Annotated in this window: 13 protein-coding genes; 2 read left to right on the top strand and 11 right to left on the bottom strand. The window is 44.8% G+C overall.

From position 1 onward, the window contains the following. The first annotated feature begins 51 nt into the window (after positions 1-51). On the top strand, positions 52-1851 hold the full coding sequence (locus JC525_RS16570) for a GGDEF domain-containing protein (protein WP_198816812.1): 1800 nt from the start codon (positions 52-54) through the stop codon (positions 1849-1851). Positions 1852-1923: 72 nt separating this feature from the next. On the opposite strand, the gene JC525_RS16565 is transcribed toward JC525_RS16570, so the two are convergent. The 3 genes from JC525_RS16565 to JC525_RS16555 all read right to left on the bottom strand — a co-directional run bounded on the left by JC525_RS16565 (position 1924) and on the right by JC525_RS16555 (position 5890). Next, positions 1924-3447, bottom strand: coding sequence for a trehalase family glycosidase (locus JC525_RS16565; RefSeq protein ID WP_198816811.1), 1524 nt, complete (start codon positions 3445-3447; stop codon positions 1924-1926). A gap of 2 nt (positions 3448-3449) precedes the next feature. Then, a complete protein-coding gene (locus JC525_RS16560; protein WP_233095257.1) occupies positions 3450-4688 on the bottom strand; it encodes an MFS transporter in 1239 nt (412 codons plus the stop codon). 167 nt (positions 4689-4855) lie between these two features. After that, positions 4856-5890, bottom strand: coding sequence for a LacI family DNA-binding transcriptional regulator (locus JC525_RS16555; protein ID WP_198816810.1), 1035 nt, complete (start codon positions 5888-5890; stop codon positions 4856-4858). 306 nt (positions 5891-6196) lie between these two features. Between JC525_RS16555 and JC525_RS16550 the strand changes: the two genes are divergently transcribed. Further along, positions 6197-8455, top strand: a complete 2259-nt coding sequence (locus tag JC525_RS16550) for a TonB-dependent receptor (protein ID WP_198816809.1) — start codon at positions 6197-6199, stop codon at positions 8453-8455. Between the two features lie 87 nt (positions 8456-8542). Here the strand turns inward: JC525_RS16550 and JC525_RS16545 are convergent, their stop codons facing one another. The 8 genes from JC525_RS16545 to JC525_RS16510 form a co-directional block, all read right to left on the bottom strand. Continuing rightward, positions 8543-8803, bottom strand: a complete 261-nt coding sequence (locus JC525_RS16545; protein WP_198816808.1) for a hypothetical protein — start codon at positions 8801-8803, stop codon at positions 8543-8545. A gap of 428 nt (positions 8804-9231) precedes the next feature. Beyond that, entirely contained in the window at positions 9232-10278 is a 1047-nt protein-coding gene (locus JC525_RS16540; RefSeq protein ID WP_198816807.1) for a protein-glutamate methylesterase/protein-glutamine glutaminase, read from the bottom strand. Further along, positions 10275-10898 carry a chemoreceptor glutamine deamidase CheD gene (gene cheD / locus JC525_RS16535; protein ID WP_198816806.1) on the bottom strand — a complete coding sequence of 208 codons (624 nt, stop codon included), beginning with the start codon at positions 10896-10898 and terminating at the stop codon, positions 10275-10277. The genes JC525_RS16540 and cheD overlap by 4 nt, the downstream gene beginning before the upstream one ends. 8 nt (positions 10899-10906) lie before the next feature. Next, a complete protein-coding gene (locus JC525_RS16530) occupies positions 10907-11737 on the bottom strand; it encodes a CheR family methyltransferase (RefSeq protein ID WP_198816828.1) in 831 nt (276 codons plus the stop codon). A 2-nt stretch (positions 11738-11739) separates the two neighbouring features. Then, a complete protein-coding gene (locus JC525_RS16525) occupies positions 11740-14649 on the bottom strand; it encodes a methyl-accepting chemotaxis protein (protein ID WP_198816805.1) in 2910 nt (969 codons plus the stop codon). 93 nt (positions 14650-14742) lie between these two features. Continuing rightward, positions 14743-17049: a methyl-accepting chemotaxis protein gene (locus JC525_RS20150; RefSeq protein WP_198816804.1), complete on the bottom strand. Its 2307-nt coding sequence runs from the start codon at positions 17047-17049 to the stop codon at positions 14743-14745. Between the two features lie 5 nt (positions 17050-17054). Continuing rightward, complete coding sequence (locus tag JC525_RS16515) at positions 17055-17558, bottom strand: chemotaxis protein CheW (protein WP_198816803.1); 504 nt, start codon at positions 17556-17558, stop codon at positions 17055-17057. Further along, positions 17555-19486 (bottom strand): chemotaxis protein CheA, encoded by a 1932-nt coding sequence (locus JC525_RS16510; protein ID WP_198816802.1) that lies wholly within the window; start codon positions 19484-19486, stop codon positions 17555-17557. Before JC525_RS16510 ends, JC525_RS16515 begins: the two co-directional genes overlap by 4 nt. Between the last annotated feature and the right edge of the window lie 8 nt (positions 19487-19494).

Genomic DNA, 19494 nt, shown 5'->3' with positions numbered 1-19494 from the left:
ATTGATTTTCCGCCGAATAAAGAATGTAGATAAGAAGAAAAATTTATTCTCATGGCTCAAAAAATACTTTTAACCGTAATTTCGTTTGCGAGCGTTTTGCTTGCCTCTTTCGCTTCATTGGCAAACGAGAGCGTTGATGCTGTTATTGAAAAAGTACGCTCTCCCTCTTACGACTGCCCAAGCCAATCCTTACTTCCGGAGCTTGAAGATGCGCTTGCTCTTGAGTCTATTTCAAAACAGCAGCGTTTTGCGTTGAACGTTGCAAAAGGGCAATTTTTAATTTGTCGCGGCAAATATGAAGAAGCAGAAAGCCTCTTACTTAAGGCTATTATGCAGAATGATATCGACCGAGGTTCATATGCATTTGCTTCAGCTATTTATCAAATTGGCTTTTCTTATGACGCTAGGGAAAACCCCGCTCGATGCAAGTATTACCAACAAGCACAGGCACTGTCATCACCAGAGCGTCACAGCGACATCTACACAAGTTCTTCATTAGGGCTTATAAACTACTGCTCTGAATCAACAGAGCCGGGCATTCGGCTAGGCAAAATGTTTGGTGTTCTCAAACGCTATTCTGATAACGGTAGCCCGGGGGAGCTCGCGCATATACATAATGCAATTGGTTTACTTTACGGCAGCTTAGAACAACACGCTTTGGCTGCAGAGCAGTATTTAAAAGCTCATGAAATGGGACTTCAAGTTTATAAAGGCAGTAATAAAGTAAGCATTATAATTAGTGCAATTGTGTCATTGATAAGTAGTGGGCAAACTGAAAGGGCTTACCAAAGCATTCTAGAACTGGGTACACTTAATAGCGAAATAGATACCCCACTGACTAACTTTTTGTACCAGTACGCATTGTCGATCTATCACAGGAAAACGAAAGACTACAGTAGTTTGGCATATACGCTTCCCGATTTAGAAAAAGCTACAGCGAACATATCAAGCTCGCTTGGAGAGATGCTTGTTGCATGGCATAAAGCCGAACTCTGTTTACACGAGAATGATCTAAATTGTATTGAAGAATATTTAGCAGAGGTTGAGTCGACTAACACAGCTGCTATTCCTCGTGTGTTTCAATCCAACTTAGATTACTTAAGCTTTAATGTTGCTATGCATATGGCTTTAGATAATATGGAGCGCGCAAAGGCGGCTCTTGAGCTTTACTCCAAAGAAGTCACAAAACGACGTGAACTCACACAAGATTCGGCACTCATTATTGGCGCAGCCAATTTGTACACCCGCATTTATGACTTAGAATCCGCCATTGAGCAAGCGGAGCAGCGTCGCAAAAATACCCTATACACTGCCGTTATTATTTTTCTATTACTAAGCAGTATTATCGGTTATGTGTTACGCAGAAAGTACTTGGCCGGCAAAGCTATTGACCCTGTAACGCAACTACTCAATGCAAATTCAGCCATTGCTCGCATTAATAAACTCGATGCGCCTAAAAAAGGCAGAGCCATTGCTATCGCTATTTTCGACATAAATAATTTGCGCCATATAACTCGTAAAATGGGTTCGACCCAGAGTGACAAAGTACTGAGGCAAATCGCACAAACCCTTCAAGACGTAACTCGCGGCAACGATATTTTAGGGCGATTTGGTACTGAGCAGTTCATTTTATGCCTTCACAACATTGAAGAGCGAAGTGCAAGGCAGTTCTTCGACCGCGTACAGAATGCGCTAGACAATACCTTTGAAAATGAAGCGTCTTCTGACCATATTGGGGTTGAGTCCCAAATGAGCGTATTCATTGCTAACGAAAAGATTACGGGGCTAAACGACATACTCGATGATATCGTCATGTCGATTGATATGGGTAACCGCTCTGGCAACAATTAATATCTACACAACCAAAAAACCCGCGGCCCGTTTATACGGTACCGCGCGTTTTTTGTTTTAGCCGACGTTTTACTATTGGTTCAGATACGATTGAAAGCGGGTATACACGCCATTGGTCCATCCGAAACCTAGCTGCACGTCGTATTCACCGCCGCCTGCTTTTATTTCCGGGTCACACACATTGTACTTTTCTAGCAGAACGCCGCTTGTTGCGAAGTGATTTTCAATAGTTTTGCAAAAACGCAACATAATGTTTTGTGCCTGCATATCGAAACCGTAATTACGCAAGCCTTCAACGGCGAAAAGTTGAAGTGGTGCCCAGCCATTTGGTGCATCCCACTGTTGCGATGTAGTATTGGAAGTAGTTACCACTCCGCCTTCTTTAAGCAAGGTATTCATTACGATTGCGCTTACCCCTTCTGCCTGTTGGTCATTTGCGATACCAACAAACAACGGCACACACATGGCCGCTGACACGACATTAGTTTGAGTTTGTGTGGGGAAGTGATAGTCAAAATAGCCCGCCTTTTCAGCGTTAAACAAATAAGTGTTTATTGCATTAATTCGCGCCGTAGATGCCGCATTGTAGCGCGCTTGCTCGGCTCCTTTTGTCACGCTTGCCAGGGTTTGCTCAAGCGTTACCAGTAGAGCATTTAAATCTACTGGAATAATTTCAGTAGTACAAATACTTGCCAATGAATCTGGATTAGCTAGCCAGCGCGAACTAAAATCCCATCCCGACTCACAAGCCGCGCGAACGTGCTGGTAGAACTGACTTTTGTCTGCGCCAATGTGCTCTGCTGTTTCAATGTCTTCTCGATAAGACTCTGGGCGAGGCGTAGGCTCGGTGTCGAAGTAACGATTAAGTGTAGCGCCACACGGCATGGTAACCGTGCGTAGTTGTGCTGTGCCCTTCTGTGACGCGTTCTCGCCCGCTTCATTCATCCAAAACTGGTATTCTTTCTTCAAGCCCCAAATAACGTACTCTTTTTGCTGGTCGCTTAGTGCGTTTTTAAGCAAGTTATAAAATAACGCCAAAATAGGTGGCTGACTGCGAGAATAATAATAAGCGCGATTGCCGTTAGGTATGCAGCCTACTTCATTTAAAATATCTACAAAATTCACCAACATGTTAATTGCCATGTCGGTACGCCCCGCGTCAATTAGACCTAGCGCGGTGAAATATGTATCCCAGTAATAGATTTCGCGAAAGCGTCCACCCGGCACTATGTACGGGCGAGTTAGGGCTATTAAGCTATCTTTCTGCTTTGTATCGGGGGTACGCGTTAGCACTTGCCACATATGCTCAATATAGTCGGCTACATTTTCAAACTTGGTTTGCGATGTTGCGCTAATCATTTCTGGAATATCGAAATGAGTATTAACAAACGTAGCTAACTCTACTGCTTCACCGCTTTTCTGAGCATCTAAACACGCTTGTTCGTAGGCCGCTAAAACGGTATTAAGATCGGTTTTAACTATAGCGTCAGCAAAGGTTTTGCTGTCAGGAAAAAGCTGAGCCATTTGCACTTGCTTAAACAGGTCGCTGGCGAAAAATGACAAGCTGTTTCGCCAATTGTGTGAAGAAGAACTCATAATTACTGCGCACCTTTAGGCGATAGAGAAGAAGACGCTTTTTTAAAGAAGAATAGGGTTACTACTAATGCACCTATCGGAATAAGAGAAAGATAAAATGCTTGTTGGCCCCCTACTGCGTCGAAAATAAATCCAGTCACGATAGAACCTGTGGTTCCCCCAAGAGCCGAAAATACAACAATTAGCCCTGTCATAGGTGCATGTTGATGTTGAGGTAGCGCGCTTAGCATTACCGAGTTTAATACGGGGTAAATAGGCGCCATCATCAATCCAATTAATGGAATAAGGAACGCAGCTATTGGTGCGTCAGCCCAGCTGGCTATTGTGCTGTCAGCCACGTTTTCGGCAAGCGGTAAGCTTAGTAGCATTACCGCTGCCATACCCGCCAAACAAATATTTAAGAAGGGATACCAATTCATTCGCGTAAGTACTGCGCCCGCAGTTAAGCGCCCAACGGCCAGCGCTATCGCAAAGATACTGGTTATTTGAATGCTGACTTGAGTAGGTAAGCCTAGCACCTCTTTGTTAAAAGTTGGCAGCCACGAGCCTATGCCCTGCTCTATTAACACGTACAAGAAAATAGAGAAGATAAACACCAGCACTAAAGGCTTATAGGCCAGTTTCAGCATGCTGAAGAACTCGCTTGCAAAGCCTTCTGATTGCGCGTTTTCCACAGGCTTTATAGGAGCCAATGCCACAACAATTAACGTAAAACCAACCAGCGCAGCTAGTAAGTAGTAGACGTTCAGCCAAGATAATGAGGCGTCGTTATTGGGGTCGATAAATTCGGCGAACACCCAGTAGCCAGACAACACGCCCAACATAAAAATACCTTCAATGGTGTTCATTAACGATGAGTGCGCTTTAGTAGTAGACGACAACTGACCAATTATGGCGTACACCGACACTTTCACTAGCGCAAATGCAGTACCTATGCAGGCAAACAACACTTTAATGAACCAGAAACTTGCGATAGAAGGCGTCAGCGCACAGGCAACGGCCACTATTGCTAACCCAAGTAACATTGAAAGCTTGTAACCAACTCTAGGAATGAAGCTGGCCACTAGGAACGAGACAACAGCAATAGAAAGGTCTTTAAAGCCTTCTAGTGTGCTTGCTTCTGGCTTACTAATGTCGAAGCTATTGATCGATTGCAGAATAACAGTACCCACACTGTTAAGTAGTATGGCAAATACATAGTAGCTAATGGCAATGGCTGCAATGACCATGAATCGGGACATGTGTAAACACTCTGTTAACTGAATTATGCAGGAGTGTAGTCGTAAGAAAATAAAAATGCAAACGTTTGCAAAGCGCTATTATTTTTTTGTTAGAGCTTAATATCGACACCCTGTTACCGTTAAATCATAGCGTTTATGCGTTAAAAAGCTGATAAAAAAGCGAAATATTAGTCGCTGTGCTGCGTAGAGCGACGGGCAATTAAGGTTGTTTCCACTACCTGGCTTTCTGTAGGTTTGTTTTCAAACTGGTTTAATAGCTGCGTAACCATCTCTATTGCGGCATGCTGAGTGTTCTGACGCACCGTTGTTAACGACGGGTGCATAAGTTCAGCTAAAGAAATATCGTCGTAACCCACAATGCCTACATCGCTTGGAATACCTACATAGCGCTCTTTTAGCGCTTTTAACGCGCCTAATGCCACCATATCACTTACACAAACGATCCCGTCGAAATCTAACCCATTCGCCTTTATACGCTCATTAATGTATTGGTATGCTGCTTTCGACGTAATATCGATGGCGCAGGTGCACTGCGTGTCTATTGGCACATTCGCATCGCGGTGGGCTTGCGAATATCCCTTGTGACGTTCCTGCATTTCCGCGTGTTCAGAGTCTCCAAGAAACAAGATGCGTTTGGCGCCGTGGCTCAGCAAATGCTGGGTTGCCGTATAGCCACCCAGATAGTTGTCGCCGCCGATAATGGGATATGGCGCGTCTGTTTTTGCATCGCCCCACACTACAATGGGAATGCCCGACTGTGCTGCTCGGTCGATTTTGGCCGTGGATTTTCCTTGCCCAATGACAATAATGCCGTCGGCGCGTTGGCTGCGAATAAAGTAGTTCGCCCAATCGTCAGATGCCATAAATGAGTTAGACAGCAGTAGCTCGTAGCCTTTGGCATTTAGCGCCTGATTTAGCTCTCCCACCAGCTTAAGCAGGAATGGGTCCGTGGTGCTTTGTTCGGTGTTGTCGATTAGATTTAAAATCACCGCTATCACGTGAGTTTTCTGTGTTCTTAAGCGACTAGCGGCCGCGTTAATACTAAAATTGTGCTCTTTAGCTAGTGCCTGAATTCTGCTGCGGGTTTCCTGCTTAATAAGCGGGTTATCTTTCAGTGCCCGTGATGCTGTCGATGTTGATACACCAGCAATATCAGCCAGCTTCGCTAAGGTGAGTTTTGTTTCAGAAACCAATGTGACCATTCTCTAATAATTTTCGGTATACCGGGTTACCCGTGATAGCACTACAAAATATAAGCGTAAAACCGCTACCTAAACCGGATAAATCGTCGACTCTACAGCCGAATCCACAATATAGCGCGAATCGTCTTGGCGTAAAACCATGTTAACAACAATAAACAAAAAATTTGCAAACGATTGCATTTTATTCTTGCAATCGTTTGCAAACAGATCTATTTTGTTTCGCAATCGTGATGCGTATAACAATTTTTAAACCTGTTTAACGCATTCAGTTAACAACGCAATAGAACATTTTCGGGAGCACACACCATGAAAACGTTGTTTACAAAAGGAATGCTGGCGAGTGCAGTAGCGGTAGCACTAACGCAGCCTGCCATGGCACAAGAAGACGTAAAACAACAAGCGAAAGACAACGCAGAGATCATTGTTGTCAGCGGTACGCCAGGCGGCGCAGGGATCAGAAAGATTGACGCAAGCTTCGCGGTAACCAACATCGACGCTAGCGACATTGAAAAACTCGCACCTAAGTCTACGGCCGATCTGTTTAAGGCTATTCCAGGTGTTTGGGTTGAAAGCTCAGGCGGTGAGTCTGGCGCAAACGTTTTTGTTCGTGGTTTCCCAGGTGGCGGCGATGCCCCGTTCTTAACGATTGCGCTTGAGAACTCTCCTATTTACCCTGCACCTACGCTATCTTTCCTTGAGAACTCTCAGCTGTTTCGCATAGACGATACAATTGAAATGGTTGAAGGTTTACGCGGTGGTCCAAACCCAGTAGTGAGCAACGGTCAGCCAGGCCTTACAACAAACTTCCGCCTTAAACGTTGTGGCGAGTCAACAGAAGCGTCAGCGAAGTACACCATCTCTGACTACGGCCTAAACCGTATTGACGTGGTTGCAAGCGGCGCACTAGATGACGACTTGTACTACATGGTAGGTGGCTACATTAAGAGCTCAGAAGGTATTCGTGATGCCGGCTTTAACTCTGAGCAGGGTAACCAGTTCACCGTTAACATCACTAAAGTTTTCGAAAAAGGCGAGCTTAACCTTTATACCCGTCAAACTGACGATCGCGGTACTTGGTACTTACCTACACCTTTAAACGTTGAAGGTATCGACGCAAACTACACGCAAATTGGTCCATTGAATCGCCAAGGCACCATTACGTATGGCCCTAATGATACCACTGAGTCTTTCGACTTTGGCGAAGGTCGTGGATGGGACGGACACGTAAGTGGCGGTAGCATTAAGCTTGACTTAGGCAACGACTGGCAGCTAGTTGACCGCTTTAACCTTACCAAAGGTGAAGCCAATACTTTTGGTCTTGTACCGAATGGTTCTGCAACTACCGTTGCAAATGTTGCCGACAATGGCGAATCAGCCACTGGTGCAGTAACTGGCACAGTGTATGACGGTGATACGCCTATTCAGCAAATCGGCCGTTGGGTAGTACTGAAAGATATTGAAGCTTTCACTAACGACCTTGCTGTGTCGAAAAGCTGGGAAGACTTCGATACGTCATTTGGTATTTACAGTGCATCAACCAAAGCCAATGACTGGTGGAGCATTGGTAACACGGCTTACCACGTTTTGCAGCCAGGCGGTGAATTGCTAGACGGTATTGAGTGTAACACCGACGCACAAGGATGCGGATTTAACTATGACATTAGCTCTGTGGGTGATGCAAGCACGTTCGCACTTTATGCAACAGGCACGTGGTACGCAACAACAGACCTGAGCATTGACCTAGGGCTACGCCGTGAAAATCATGAAGTGAACTATTCGGTAGATGAAGATCTTGACGGCAAAATAACTAAAGCGCTTGAGTACGACGAAACCAAAACATCGTGGACAGTGGGCGCAAACTACGCGCTTAATGACACTAGCGGTGTATTCGTTCGCATGAACCGAGGCTATAAAATGCCTTACTTCGATGACTTCAGAGACAATTGGGGTGCCTACACTGGCGGTAACGACCTAATTAAAGAAGTTACTCAGGGTGAACTTGGTTATAAGTTCATGAATGACAACATTCAGTTTTTTGCGACGGCATTTGCTAATGAAGTAAAAGGCGATACGTTTGTACGTCTTCCAGGCGCACCAGCTGAAATTCTTACTAACGAAGCCTACGGCCTAGAGCTTGACGGTCGCTATAGTCACGATTCAGGTTTCTCGTTGAGCGTGAACGGAACTATTCAGGAAACTGAAATTACTGCCAGCGCCAATAACGAAGGCAATGAATCTCAGCGTCAGCCTGGTTGGCAAGTACGTGTAACACCAAGCTACGGCTTCGATATCGGCGATATGTATGCCACTGTATACGGTACATTATCAGCGGTTGATGATCGCTTTGGTAACAACGAAAACACAGTTGTACTAGAGGGATACGAGAAGATTGATGTAGGTCTAACGCTAGAGCCAACTGAATCACTTCGTCTTCAGTTCTCTGTTGATAACCTGACCGACGAACAGGGTATTACCGAGGGTGATCCGCGTAATCCAGATTCACCGAACGGCCGCTACATTATGCCTCGTAGCATGAAGCTTAGCGTTTCTTACCTGTTCTTCTAAGAACAAAAAGCGCAAACTTAAAAATAAAGCCGGCCTTAGTGCCGGCTTTGTGTTACTCGTGCTTCTTTTTTTGCTAAGCTCAGGATTTTAAAGTTTCGCCAACTCATTGTTGTTAGCTTGAAAACCTTTTGTACTACAAGATGTTCGTTTAGCTTCTAGCGCGTTAAGCTGACGCTTAAGCCATGATTTCTGAATGCCAGACTTTGCTACATCCATCTCTGTACTAACGCGCGTGATTTCTTTGCCAACGTTAACACATTCTTTCTTGTTCGGTTCGAAGCCACCATTGGCTAGTACAGAAGAAGAAAACATTAAGGCCGATATAGCTAAAATCGTTTGCTGTTTCATAAGAGTCTCAACTACTCGTTATAATCCCGGATTGATGTCATACCGTAAAAATGAGCATATATTTGCTCTCAGCTCTATAAGAAATATAGCAGGCCTTAAATTCCTGTTAGGTACTTCAAAACATACGCTGTAATAAATCAGCGTTTACTTTGGCACCGTTTCAACAATCAACCCCTTGTCTTTTATGATTTTATTATGACAATTCGTAAATTAGCCATTCCACTTACGTATCAATTCTTATAATTCTACGCACTTAATAAAAAGCCTATCCATAGTATCGGCCACAGCAACAGCATTCTGTAGCAGCATCACTTTTAACTAAGCGGCGTTATTAAATCACCTTAGCTTTTTTGGGACAAGGGAAGTGATAACATTTTCTTCACAGATAACCGTTCAACGGTTCTTACATAAGCGCAAACTCACCGTCATCACAGACGGCTACCGGCATCGAGTTTCTCTACTGTATTCATGACGACGCTGCCCATATCTTCTAAGCTAACTACACTTTTTGCAGCGCCCTTTTCAATCGCGACTTTCGGCATTCCAAATACAATACAACTTGCTTCGTCTTGGCAAAAGGTTTCACTCCCCGCATTACGCAACTCAAGCAACCCCAGTGCGCCGTCACTACCCATTCCTGTTAGTAAAACACCTATCGCATTGCTTCCTGCGCTTCTGCACAACGAGTTAAATAGCACGTCGACCGAGGGTTTATGCCCCGACACACGCGGCCCGTCAGAAAGCCTAATTCTGTAGTCCGCTCCACTTCTCTCTATTTCCATATGTTTATCACCCGGCGCTAAATAGGCCTGTCCTGGCAATAAGCGCTCACCGCCTTTTGCTTCCTTAACCTGCATTTGACACACAGAGTCTAGCCGTTTGGCGAACGTTGAAGTATAGCCAGCAGGCATGTGCTGAGTAATCACGGTTGCAGGCGCGTTTGCTGGAAACGTACTTAACACTTCTTTTATAGCCTCAGTGCCTCCCGTGGACGCGCCAATGGCTATGACCTTTTCCGTTCCTGAGTAACTGACTTTCCTGACAGCGGCAGATTTTGTCGGGTTTAATTTTTTAACTTTAGAGCGGGCTGCCGTACGAATTTTTTCTACTATCATTTCATGGTAATCGGCCATCCCCTGAGCGACCCCAATTTTGGGCTTTGCTACAAAGTCGATAGCACCAAGCTCAAGAGAGCGAAGCGTGGCATCCGCCCCCTTTTCAGTTAGCGTTGAAATCATCACAACTGGAGTGGGTTTAGCGTTCATTAATACTTCTAAAAACCGCAGCCCGTCTACTTTTGGCATTTCAATATCAAGGGTTATCACATCGGGCGCTTTTTCAAGTACCAGCTTTTTAGCGACAAACGCATCGGGCGCCGCGCCCACAAGGACCATATCAGGCTCACTCTTAACTATCTCGCTAAGGATCTGCCTAATCAACGCAGAATCATCCACTACCAATACTTTAATTGTCATTTTAAATCCTCAAACAAATCAACGTCACCGCTAGCATCCCGATTACTAAGTTCCCAGCGATGCTGGCTCTCTCGCTCAATAATTGTTGCATTATTAAGCTCGTGGATGCGTTTCATGAACACATTACCGTTGGTAGGGAAAAAATATATTTTGCGCGCATACACATCGCATAGGTCACTTGCAATAATTGGAATTTTTTCAGTGTTCAAAAACTCTGTAACAAACTCAGCGTTAAACCTACCTACATCACTTTGAATGAAAGACGGTACGACCTTTCCTCCTCCGAATACCTTTGCTTTCAACCTCTTCTTGGACGCTCCAACTTTTATTAGTTCATTGATAAGAACTTCCATAGCATGCACGCCATACTTTGCGGCCATCCCCTGCACTTTTTCAAACTCTTCAGCTGTTTTGTTCACATTAGGAAGCATAAAATGATTCATTCCTCCTACACCGGTTATTGGGTCAAACATGCAGGCCGCTACGCAAGACCCGAGAACTGTGACCAGCATTTTGTCTTGAGACGTGACAAAGTACTGACCAGGTAACAGCTTAATGGCGTCAACTGAAAAGCGGTTATCATAGTAGCTAATAGGTAATTCAAAATTACAGGGCTCCACGCAATCTCCTAACCAGCCGGACGATAAATGGTCTTCCCTACCGGCCTAACAAGATTAGTATGCATATTGAAGTTTTCAGAGTGCCCAGCCATATAAAGCCCTGTAGGCTTGAGCATGCCTACCATTTTTTTCAACACATTCAATTGCGTCGGTTTGTCAAAATAAATCATCACATTTCTACAAAAAATGATGTCCAATGGCGCTTTAACATCCCAATTTTGGTCCGTGAGATTGAGCCTCTTGAACTGCACCATTTGACGCAGCTCATCGACTACCTTGACCTTTCCCTCGTTCGCACCTTTCCCTTTATGGAAGAATTGTTTTTGACGTTCTATAGGGATCTTTGAAATTGAGGCTAGCGGATAAACCCCTGCTTTAGCCTTTGCCAACACTTTACTGTCTATGTCTGAGGCCATGATCTTAACCGGCGTTTTAAAGCTGCCAAAGGCCTCTGCAACCACCATTGCAATAGAGTAAGGTTCCTCACCTGTTGAGCTAGCAGCACACCAAATATTGGTAACGTTTGAATGCTGAGCCAAATATTCGGCTAATGCCGTAAAATGATGCGGCTCGCGAAAGAACGATGTCAGGTTAGTGGTCAAAGCATTGATGAATTGCTCTAGCTCTGCTTCAGACCTACCAACCACTGCAAGGTAATCGTTAAAGCTTTTAAGGTTCAGCGCTCTTATACGCCTTGCCAAGCGGCTATACACCATTGCTTCTTTCGCATCGGATAAATTTATCCCCGCCTTCTTAAACAGCATTTGCTGCACTTTTTTGAAGTCCGCTTTTTCAAAAGCGAACTCCCTTGTTCCATTGCGTTCTTGTACTTCTGCCATCATTAAAATGACTCCCACTCAGACTCAACGGGCATCGCGGGCTTTAAGGCCTGAGCTCTGGTTGCGTGGCTGACTGAAGACGGCATGCTTTGTTGATGATAGTGACGTTGAGGTAAGGCTGCGATGTGCTGCTGATCAGCAGTCAGCCCTCTTCCTACGTTGAACACTGACACACGTTCATTGAGTTGCGCAGACTGCTGTCTTAAGCTGTCTGCCGCTGCAGCCGCTTCCTCTACCAGAGCCGCGTTTTGTTGTGTCATCTCATCCATTTGAACAACAGCACGACTTACTTCCTCAATACCACATGCTTGCTCTGCTGAGGCTGCTGCAATTTCGGACATAATGTCGTTTACACGCTTGATGGAGGTCACGACTTCTGCCATGGTTTCGCCAGATTTCACCACCAGCTGGTTACCGCTTGCAATTTTACTTACCGAGTCAGAAATTAACTCTTTGATGTCTTTCGCCGCCTCAGCTGAACGCTGTGCTAAATTGCGTACTTCTGACGCTACTACCGCAAATCCCCGGCCTTGTTCGCCCGCTCGAGCAGCTTCTACTGCTGCGTTAAGCGCAAGAATATTCGTTTGGAAAGCAATGCCATCTATTACGCCTATGATGTCCGAAATCTCTTGGGCAGATTCATTGATTTGAGTCATGGTCTCGACCACTTCTCCAATCACTTCTCCGCCTTGAGATGCAATTTTACTTGCTTGGGCTGCTAGGCTGTTTGCTTGATCTGCATTTTCAGCATTAAGTTTCACCGTACCGGTAAGTTCTTCCATGCTTGATGCCGTTTCTTCAAGACTCGACGCTTGTTGCTCGGTGCGGCTAGAAAGGTCCGCATTGCCGGTAGCGATTTCTCCCGACGCTACGTTAATAGTCTCAACCGCTTCGTTGATATTGGTAATTGTGCCGCGCAATTCATTAATGAACTGATTAATGGCTTCACCAAGGATAGCGAAATCACCCTCAAGCGCGTGATCGATATTAACGGTCAGGTCGCCTTCTGTGAGCTTAGTCATTACGTGCTTGATTTCATCTACCGCTTGGGTTCTGCCTGTAATATCAGAGGCAAATTTAACGACTCTGAAAGGCTTGCCATTGTGATCAAGTATCGGGTTGTACGAGGCCTGTATAAAAATTTCCTTTCCATTTTTACCGAGCCTACGATACTCGCCCGAAGAATAAGAGCCATTACGCAAACCTTCCCAGAATGCAGCGTATTCTGGGCTTGCTCGATAAGAAGGGTCTACGAACATACTGTGATGCTTACCTTTAACTTCCTCTAGCGTGTAGCCCAAGGTGTTTAGGAAGTTTTCATTGGCATGCTGGATAACACCGTCCATATTGAATTCGATAACGGCTTGTGACTTGCCAATGGCAGCGAGTTGCCCTTCAAAATAAGCATTTTTTACTTTTTGTTCAGTAATATTGCTTGCGTATTTGACGACCTTAATAACATTGCCGCTCATGTCCAATATGGGATTATAGGTGGCTTGGATCCAAACGTCAGTGCCGTCTTTTGAGATGCGGTGAAACTCGCCTGAATAGAATTGTCCTTCGGCAAGTTGTTTCCAAAAGGTTTTATACTGGTCTGATTCTCGCTCTTGCTTTGTAACGAAAATGCGGTGATGTTTTCCCTGGATTTCATCTAAAGCGTATCCAACCGTTGCAAGAAAATTATCGTTTGCAGTAAGAATATTGCCATGCACATCAAACTCAATCACCGCTTGAGACTTACTAATGGCGTCTATTTGCCCTGTATTAAACGCGTTTTTAAGTTTTTGATCAGTAACATCAGACGCATACTTGACAACCTTAAGGGGCTGACCAAATTCATCGAATATTGGATTGTAAGAGGCTTGAATCCAAAGTTCGCTGCCATCTTTTCTCACTCGTTTGAATTCACCAGATTTGAACTCTCCTTTTTTCAAGTCACGCCAGAAAGCTGCATATTCGGGGCTCATTTTATAATTTGGCTCTACAAACATGCTGTGGTGCTGCCCTTTTATTTCGCTTAGGTCATATCCGGTTGCTGCACAAAAGTTTTCGTTAGCATTTTGTATCTCGCCATCTAAGTTAAATTCTATAACCGCTAGCGATTTGCCAATGGCATTAATTTGCCCCTCATAATCTGCATTTTTTCTTTTCTGGTCGGTAACATCGGTAGCAAATTTTACTACACGAACTATATTACCGAGCTTGTCGTATATAGGGTTGTAAGAGGCTTGAATCCAGATCTTATCGCCGTTTTTAGCAATACGGCAATATTCACCGCTGTTACGTTCGCCATTTCTAAGGCCTTCCCAAAACTTGCTGTATTCTTGAGAAACGCCGTAATCGGGTAACACAAATAACCTGTGATGTTGACCAACGATGTCATCTTTTGAATAGCCAGTAACTTTAAGAAAATTTTCGTTGGCGTCTTCAACTATGCCATCTGGCGTAAACGATATGACCGCTTGGCACCGGTCAAGCCCATCTAATACGCCCGTTTTGTATTGAAGCTCCTGGTCATTTAGCCACTCAACCATGGTGCCAATTTTTGTACCTTCTGCACTTTTAATCACGGTCAGCTTTAACGTAAACAGTAAATCGCCGATGGGGACTAAGAAGGAATCTTTGCTATTACAGCTAGTATAACGATTGGCGAGTTCATTATTGTTGGTAAAAAAGTTGACCATAGGCATGCCATGAAGACTGTGGTGGTCAACGTCTGGTAACGCTGATTTAAACTTATGCTGATGTTCTTGTATCAATGCCAATAGTGCTTTGTTTGCAAAAGTGATTAAGCCTTCAGCGTCGACTAGCATCAAACAGGCCGAGCTCTCGCTTAATGCTTGCTCTTGGAAACGAGAAAGGCTTTGTGCTGCTTCCAACTCTTCATTGTGAAATATTTTAAATACACCCATTGTGTTACCACCTCATCAATAGCGACCCGTTTACGACTCGCTTAAAACTAATAAAAAAGGCGAACTTTTTCACAAGTTCGCCTTTTCACTCTATTAGAACGATTCCCACTCACTGTTGCTAGGGACCTTAGGCGCAAGCTTTTTACCGCTGCTTAGAATGGTCACTGGCGCTATTTTTTTCTCATTACTCACTACAGAAGATTTTGCAGGCTGCATTTCCCCTGAATCAGCTCTATCACCTATGTTGAACGTTGAAACACGTTCAGATAAGTTACCAGCCTGATGCTGTAGGCTTTCAGCCGCTGCCGCAGCTTCTTCAACCAGTGCGGCATTCTGCTGTGTCATCTCGTCCATCTGTACTACCGCTTTGCTCACTTCTTCTATGCCACAGGCCTGTTCAGCACTTGCTGCTGCAATTTCAGACATGATGTCGTTTACTCGCTTGATGGAGGTCACTACCTCTTCCATAGTATCGCCAGACTGATTAACTAGCTTATTACCGCCATCGATTTTATTAACCGAATCTGAAATGAGCTGTTTTATTTCTTTCGCAGCCTCAGCAGAACGCTGCGCCAAATTGCGTACCTCAGAGGCAACAACTGCAAAGCCACGACCTTGCTCCCCTGCTCTGGCTGCCTCTACTGCGGCATTTAGTGCCAGGATATTGGTTTGAAAGGCAATTCCATCTATGACACCTATAATGTCTGAAATTTCTTGGGCAGACTCATTGATAGAAGACATGGTATCGACCACTTGGCGAATTAACTCTCCGCCTCGGCTTGCGATCTCACAGCTTTGAGATGCTAAGCTGTTCGCTTGCTCTGCATTTTCCGCGTTGAGTTTCACCGTACCGGTCAATTCTTCCATACTAGAAGCGGTCTCTTCTAAACTCGAGGCCTGCTGCTCGGTGCGGCTTGAAAGGTCAGAGTTGCCAGTGGCAATTTCAGACGCCGCTGTGTTAATGGTTTCTACTGCCTGGTAGATTGAACCTATAGTGCCCGACATTTCATTAACGAATTGATTGATAGCGTCTCCTAATACTTGGAATTCGCCTTCAAACTGCTCATCAAGCACAGCAGTGAGATCGCCCTGCGATAAACGTGTCATTACATCGCTAATGGACCCGATTATGCGACGCATATCGTCTATAAAGCGGTTGATAGACGCGCCCAATTCCTTGAACTCTCCCTCAAACTCATGATCAATACGGCAATCAAGATTCCCTTCAACCAACTCGCTCATAGCGTGTTTAATGTCTTTAATCGCTTGTTTTGTACCCGTAATATCAATAGCGTACTTCACCACACGATATGGCCTACCGTTTTGGTCTAAAATAGGGTTGTAAGACGCTTGGATCCAAACCTCTTTGCCACCTTTGCCAACACGCTTAAACTCGTCAGAAAATTGCACACCTTGGCGTAGTTGTTCCCAAAATTGTGAATACTCAAGGCTACGTTTGTAATCATCTTCAACAAAGATGCTGTGATGTTTGCCTACTATTTCGTCAAGGCTATAATCCACCGTATTAGTGAAGTTCTCATTAGCATTTAAAATCTTGCCATCCAAATCGAATTCAATTACCGCTTGCGCCTTATTTATTGCTTCAATTTGCCCTTCAAAATAGGCGTTTTTAAGCTTTGACGCGGTAATGTCAATCGCAAATTTAACAATGCGAATAACTTTTCCATCACCGTCAAATACTGGGTTATACGTTGCCTGAATCCATACCTCTTTGCCCATCTTGTCGAAGCGGCAAAATTCTCCGCTTTGACCTTTACCCGCTTTTAGGTCGCGCCAGAACTGACCATACTCCTCTGACCGTACGTAATCAGGGTCACAAAACATTTTATGATGGTTACCCACAATTTCGTTCAGGCTGTAACCCAAGGCGTTAAGAAAGTTGTCGTTGGCGTGCTGAATGACACCTTCAGCGTTAAACTCTATGACCGCTTGGGCATTGTTCAACACTTCTAACATCGTGCTTTTAATGAGGAGTTCAGACTGATCAACCCACTCAACCATAGTGCCAATGTTTTCTCGGTTTTCGTTGAAAAATGGAGTCAGTGTAAGTTTAAAGTTCAGGTCACCAATGCTAATTGTAGACGTCATTGTTGACTTTAATTCGGCTAAAATGCCGCGCTGATGTGAAGGGTTTCGATGAAACTGATCGATGTTTTGCCCTTCTAAGTTGTCTGCCGAAAAACTTGGCAAAACAGCTTGAAGCTTTCTTTCGTTCTCTTTTAATAGCGTCTTCACCGATTGGTTGGCATAGATAATGTTCCTATCGGCATCCGCCATCATAATGCAGCAGGTTGTAGCATCTAACGCCTGCTTGTTGCGCAATGCTTGTTCAACGTCAGTTGCTTTAGTAAATTCTTCTAGCCACGTCATAATGCCCATTTTTTCTAGCCCTCTACCACTTGTGTTTTCGTTTCAACTAATCCCAGTTCATTGCTCGTGATCAGGCTTTCGATATTCACTAAAATGACCATGTGCTCGTCGACATCAGCCAGTCCGTGAAGGTATTTGCTATCGAAAGCTACGCCGAACTCGGGTGGTGGCAACATGTCTTCTTCTGAAAGACGGATGACATCAGACACACCGTCAACCACAATACCCACGATGCGGTCGTGCACATTGAGCATAATGACTATTGTAAAGTCGTTATATGTCGCCTCTCCCACATTAAATTTAATGCGCAAGTCCACAATCGGAACGATATCCCCGCGAAGATTTATCACCCCTTTGATAAAGCTGGGCGCATTGGCGATTTTAGTGACCTGCTCGTAACCACGAATTTCTTTAACCGTTGTAATATCAAGGGCGTAGTGCTCTTCACCTAAAACAAAACTTAAAAATTCGTTTTCTCTTGATGCACTAACGGCTTGCTGTAAGGCTGCTTCGCTCATAGTGAAACCTCTTCATTAGGAATTTTGATACAGTTTGCTGCCACTGAATCTGCGTCTAAAATCATCGCGACCTTGCCATCACCCATAATGGTAGCGCCGGCTATACCTGCGACTTTCTTGTAATGCTGCTCTAAACTTTTAATGACCACTTGCTGCTGACCGACGAGTGAATCCACTAAGACGCCATACCGCTTTTTGCTACTTTCAAGTAACACAACAATGCCTTTGGTAGGTTCTGTAACCCCATTATCGACTTGCATTAGTTGAGTGAGCGACACGAGGGGCCAATACTGGTCTCTAATCCATAGCACCTTGTCGTTGCCCAGTGTTTTGACTTGAGATTTGGTAGGTTGAAAAGATTCGATTACGTTGAGGAGAGGGATAACGAAAATTTGATCTCCCACTGAAACACACATTCCGTCGACAATAGCCAGGGTAAGAGGCAAGTGAATATAGAATGCTGAACCCTCACCTTGTGACGATTCAATTTCAATACGGCCACCGATGGATTCAATGTTACGGCGGACCACGTCCATACCTACACCGCGACCCGATACATCGGTTACCTCTGCGGCGGTAGAGAAGCCCGCTTGGAAAATAAGCTGCCAAACTTCGCTATCTGGCATATCAGGCGAGACCGGAAGGCCGTTCTGCATCGCCTTTTCTAAAATACGCTCTTTGTTTAAGCCTGCGCCATCGTCAATAATTCCGATGATGATGCTGCTGCCTTTTTGCTCGGCACTTAATATTACTGTTCCGTTTTCTGACTTACCGCTTGCAAGTCGTTTTTCGGGACTTTCGACGCCGTGGTCAATACTATTTCTTACTAAGTGAGTAAGTGGGTCGACAAGCTTTTCGATTAAGCTTTTATCGATTTCGGTATTACCGCCTTGGATAACTAAGTCAACTTTTTTGCCTAGCTTAGAAGACAAATCTCTTACTACACGAGGGAATCGATTGAACGTCATATTCACAGGCAGCATGCGCATCGACATGACGGATTCTTGTATTTCACGTGTGTTGCGTTGCAATTCATCAATCGCTAGCTGTAGCCGCTCCCCAATCTGACCTTCTACTTCCTGACCTACGTTGGAAAGCATAGATTGGGTAATCACCAGCTCGCCGACTAAATTAACCATGGCATCGATTTTAGTTGTGTCTACCCGTATGGATGCGGCTTCTTTAGGCGCCGCTTTTGGTTTAGGCTTAACCGGTTTAACAATTGGCTGTTTGGGCACTGACTGAGCAGCTTGCTCAACGTCTGGTTTTACCGGTAGGGTCTCTGGTGCGTAGAAGCCAAATCCTTCATCAACTGTAGCTTCATTGGAGGTTTTTTCTGCCTGGGGCTCACTTTGGCTTGGCTCGTCTTCATCATCGAAAAACCCAAAGCCTTCGATTTCCTCCGACTTCGTCTCGGATATCGCCGCTTGGGCTTCTCCTTCGTCGTCATCAAAGAAACCAAAGCCCTCTATGTCATCGCTAACAGCAGTGGTACCTTTTTGAACATTCTCTTGCAAGTCGTCAGCAGTTTGCCCCGATGCTCGTGCCAGTGTCTCTTCCAGTATCTTGATGCTTGCATCGATTTGGTCTTGAGGGAGTTCGGTTTGTTCTTTGTAAGCCGTTAACGTGTCTTTCAATACATCCAAAGTTTGAAGAAATATATCTACTATTGCAGCAGTAACCTGAATTTCTTGGTTTCTTGCCTTATCAAGCAAGTTTTCCATGACATGAGTGAGGTTCATCAGCGCATCAAACCCGAAGATGCCACTGCCCCCCTTAATTGAATGTGCTGCTCTGAATATGCTGTTTAGCTCTTCAGGGTCGGGGGCGTCTACATCTAGGGTCATGAGCAATTGCTCCATATCCTGAAGATGCTCGTCACTTTCGTCGAAAAATACGCCGTGGAACTGGTTTACATCGATGGTCATAACTGACT

The sequence above is a fragment of the Alteromonas sp. IB21 genome (assembly GCF_016405965.1).
Taxonomy (GTDB): Bacteria; Pseudomonadota; Gammaproteobacteria; order Enterobacterales; family Alteromonadaceae; genus Alteromonas.
Note: the sequence above shows the minus strand (reverse complement) of the source record. Positions and strands in the feature narration are given on the sequence as shown.

Excerpts from the sequence above, each read along its gene's own strand:
- JC525_RS16570 (WP_198816812.1), top strand. The coding sequence starts at position 52 with ATGGCTCAAAAAATACTTTTAACCGTAATTTCGTTTGCGAGCGTTTTG.
- JC525_RS16565 (WP_198816811.1), bottom strand. The coding sequence starts at position 3,447 with ATGAGTTCTTCTTCACACAATTGGCGAAACAGCTTGTCATTTTTCGCC.
- JC525_RS16560 (WP_233095257.1), bottom strand. The coding sequence starts at position 4,688 with ATGTCCCGATTCATGGTCATTGCAGCCATTGCCATTAGCTACTATGTA.
- JC525_RS16555 (WP_198816810.1), bottom strand. The coding sequence starts at position 5,890 with ATGGTCACATTGGTTTCTGAAACAAAACTCACCTTAGCGAAGCTGGCT.
- JC525_RS16550 (WP_198816809.1), top strand. The coding sequence starts at position 6,197 with ATGAAAACGTTGTTTACAAAAGGAATGCTGGCGAGTGCAGTAGCGGTA.
- JC525_RS16545 (WP_198816808.1), bottom strand. The coding sequence starts at position 8,803 with ATGAAACAGCAAACGATTTTAGCTATATCGGCCTTAATGTTTTCTTCT.
- JC525_RS16540 (WP_198816807.1), bottom strand. The coding sequence starts at position 10,278 with ATGACAATTAAAGTATTGGTAGTGGATGATTCTGCGTTGATTAGGCAG.
- JC525_RS16530 (WP_198816828.1), bottom strand. The coding sequence starts at position 11,737 with ATGGCAGAAGTACAAGAACGCAATGGAACAAGGGAGTTCGCTTTTGAA.
- JC525_RS16525 (WP_198816805.1), bottom strand. The coding sequence starts at position 14,649 with ATGGGTGTATTTAAAATATTTCACAATGAAGAGTTGGAAGCAGCACAA.
- JC525_RS20150 (WP_198816804.1), bottom strand. The coding sequence starts at position 17,049 with ATGGGCATTATGACGTGGCTAGAAGAATTTACTAAAGCAACTGACGTT.
- JC525_RS16515 (WP_198816803.1), bottom strand. The coding sequence starts at position 17,558 with ATGAGCGAAGCAGCCTTACAGCAAGCCGTTAGTGCATCAAGAGAAAAC.
- JC525_RS16510 (WP_198816802.1), bottom strand. The coding sequence starts at position 19,486 with ATGACCATCGATGTAAACCAGTTCCACGGCGTATTTTTCGACGAAAGT.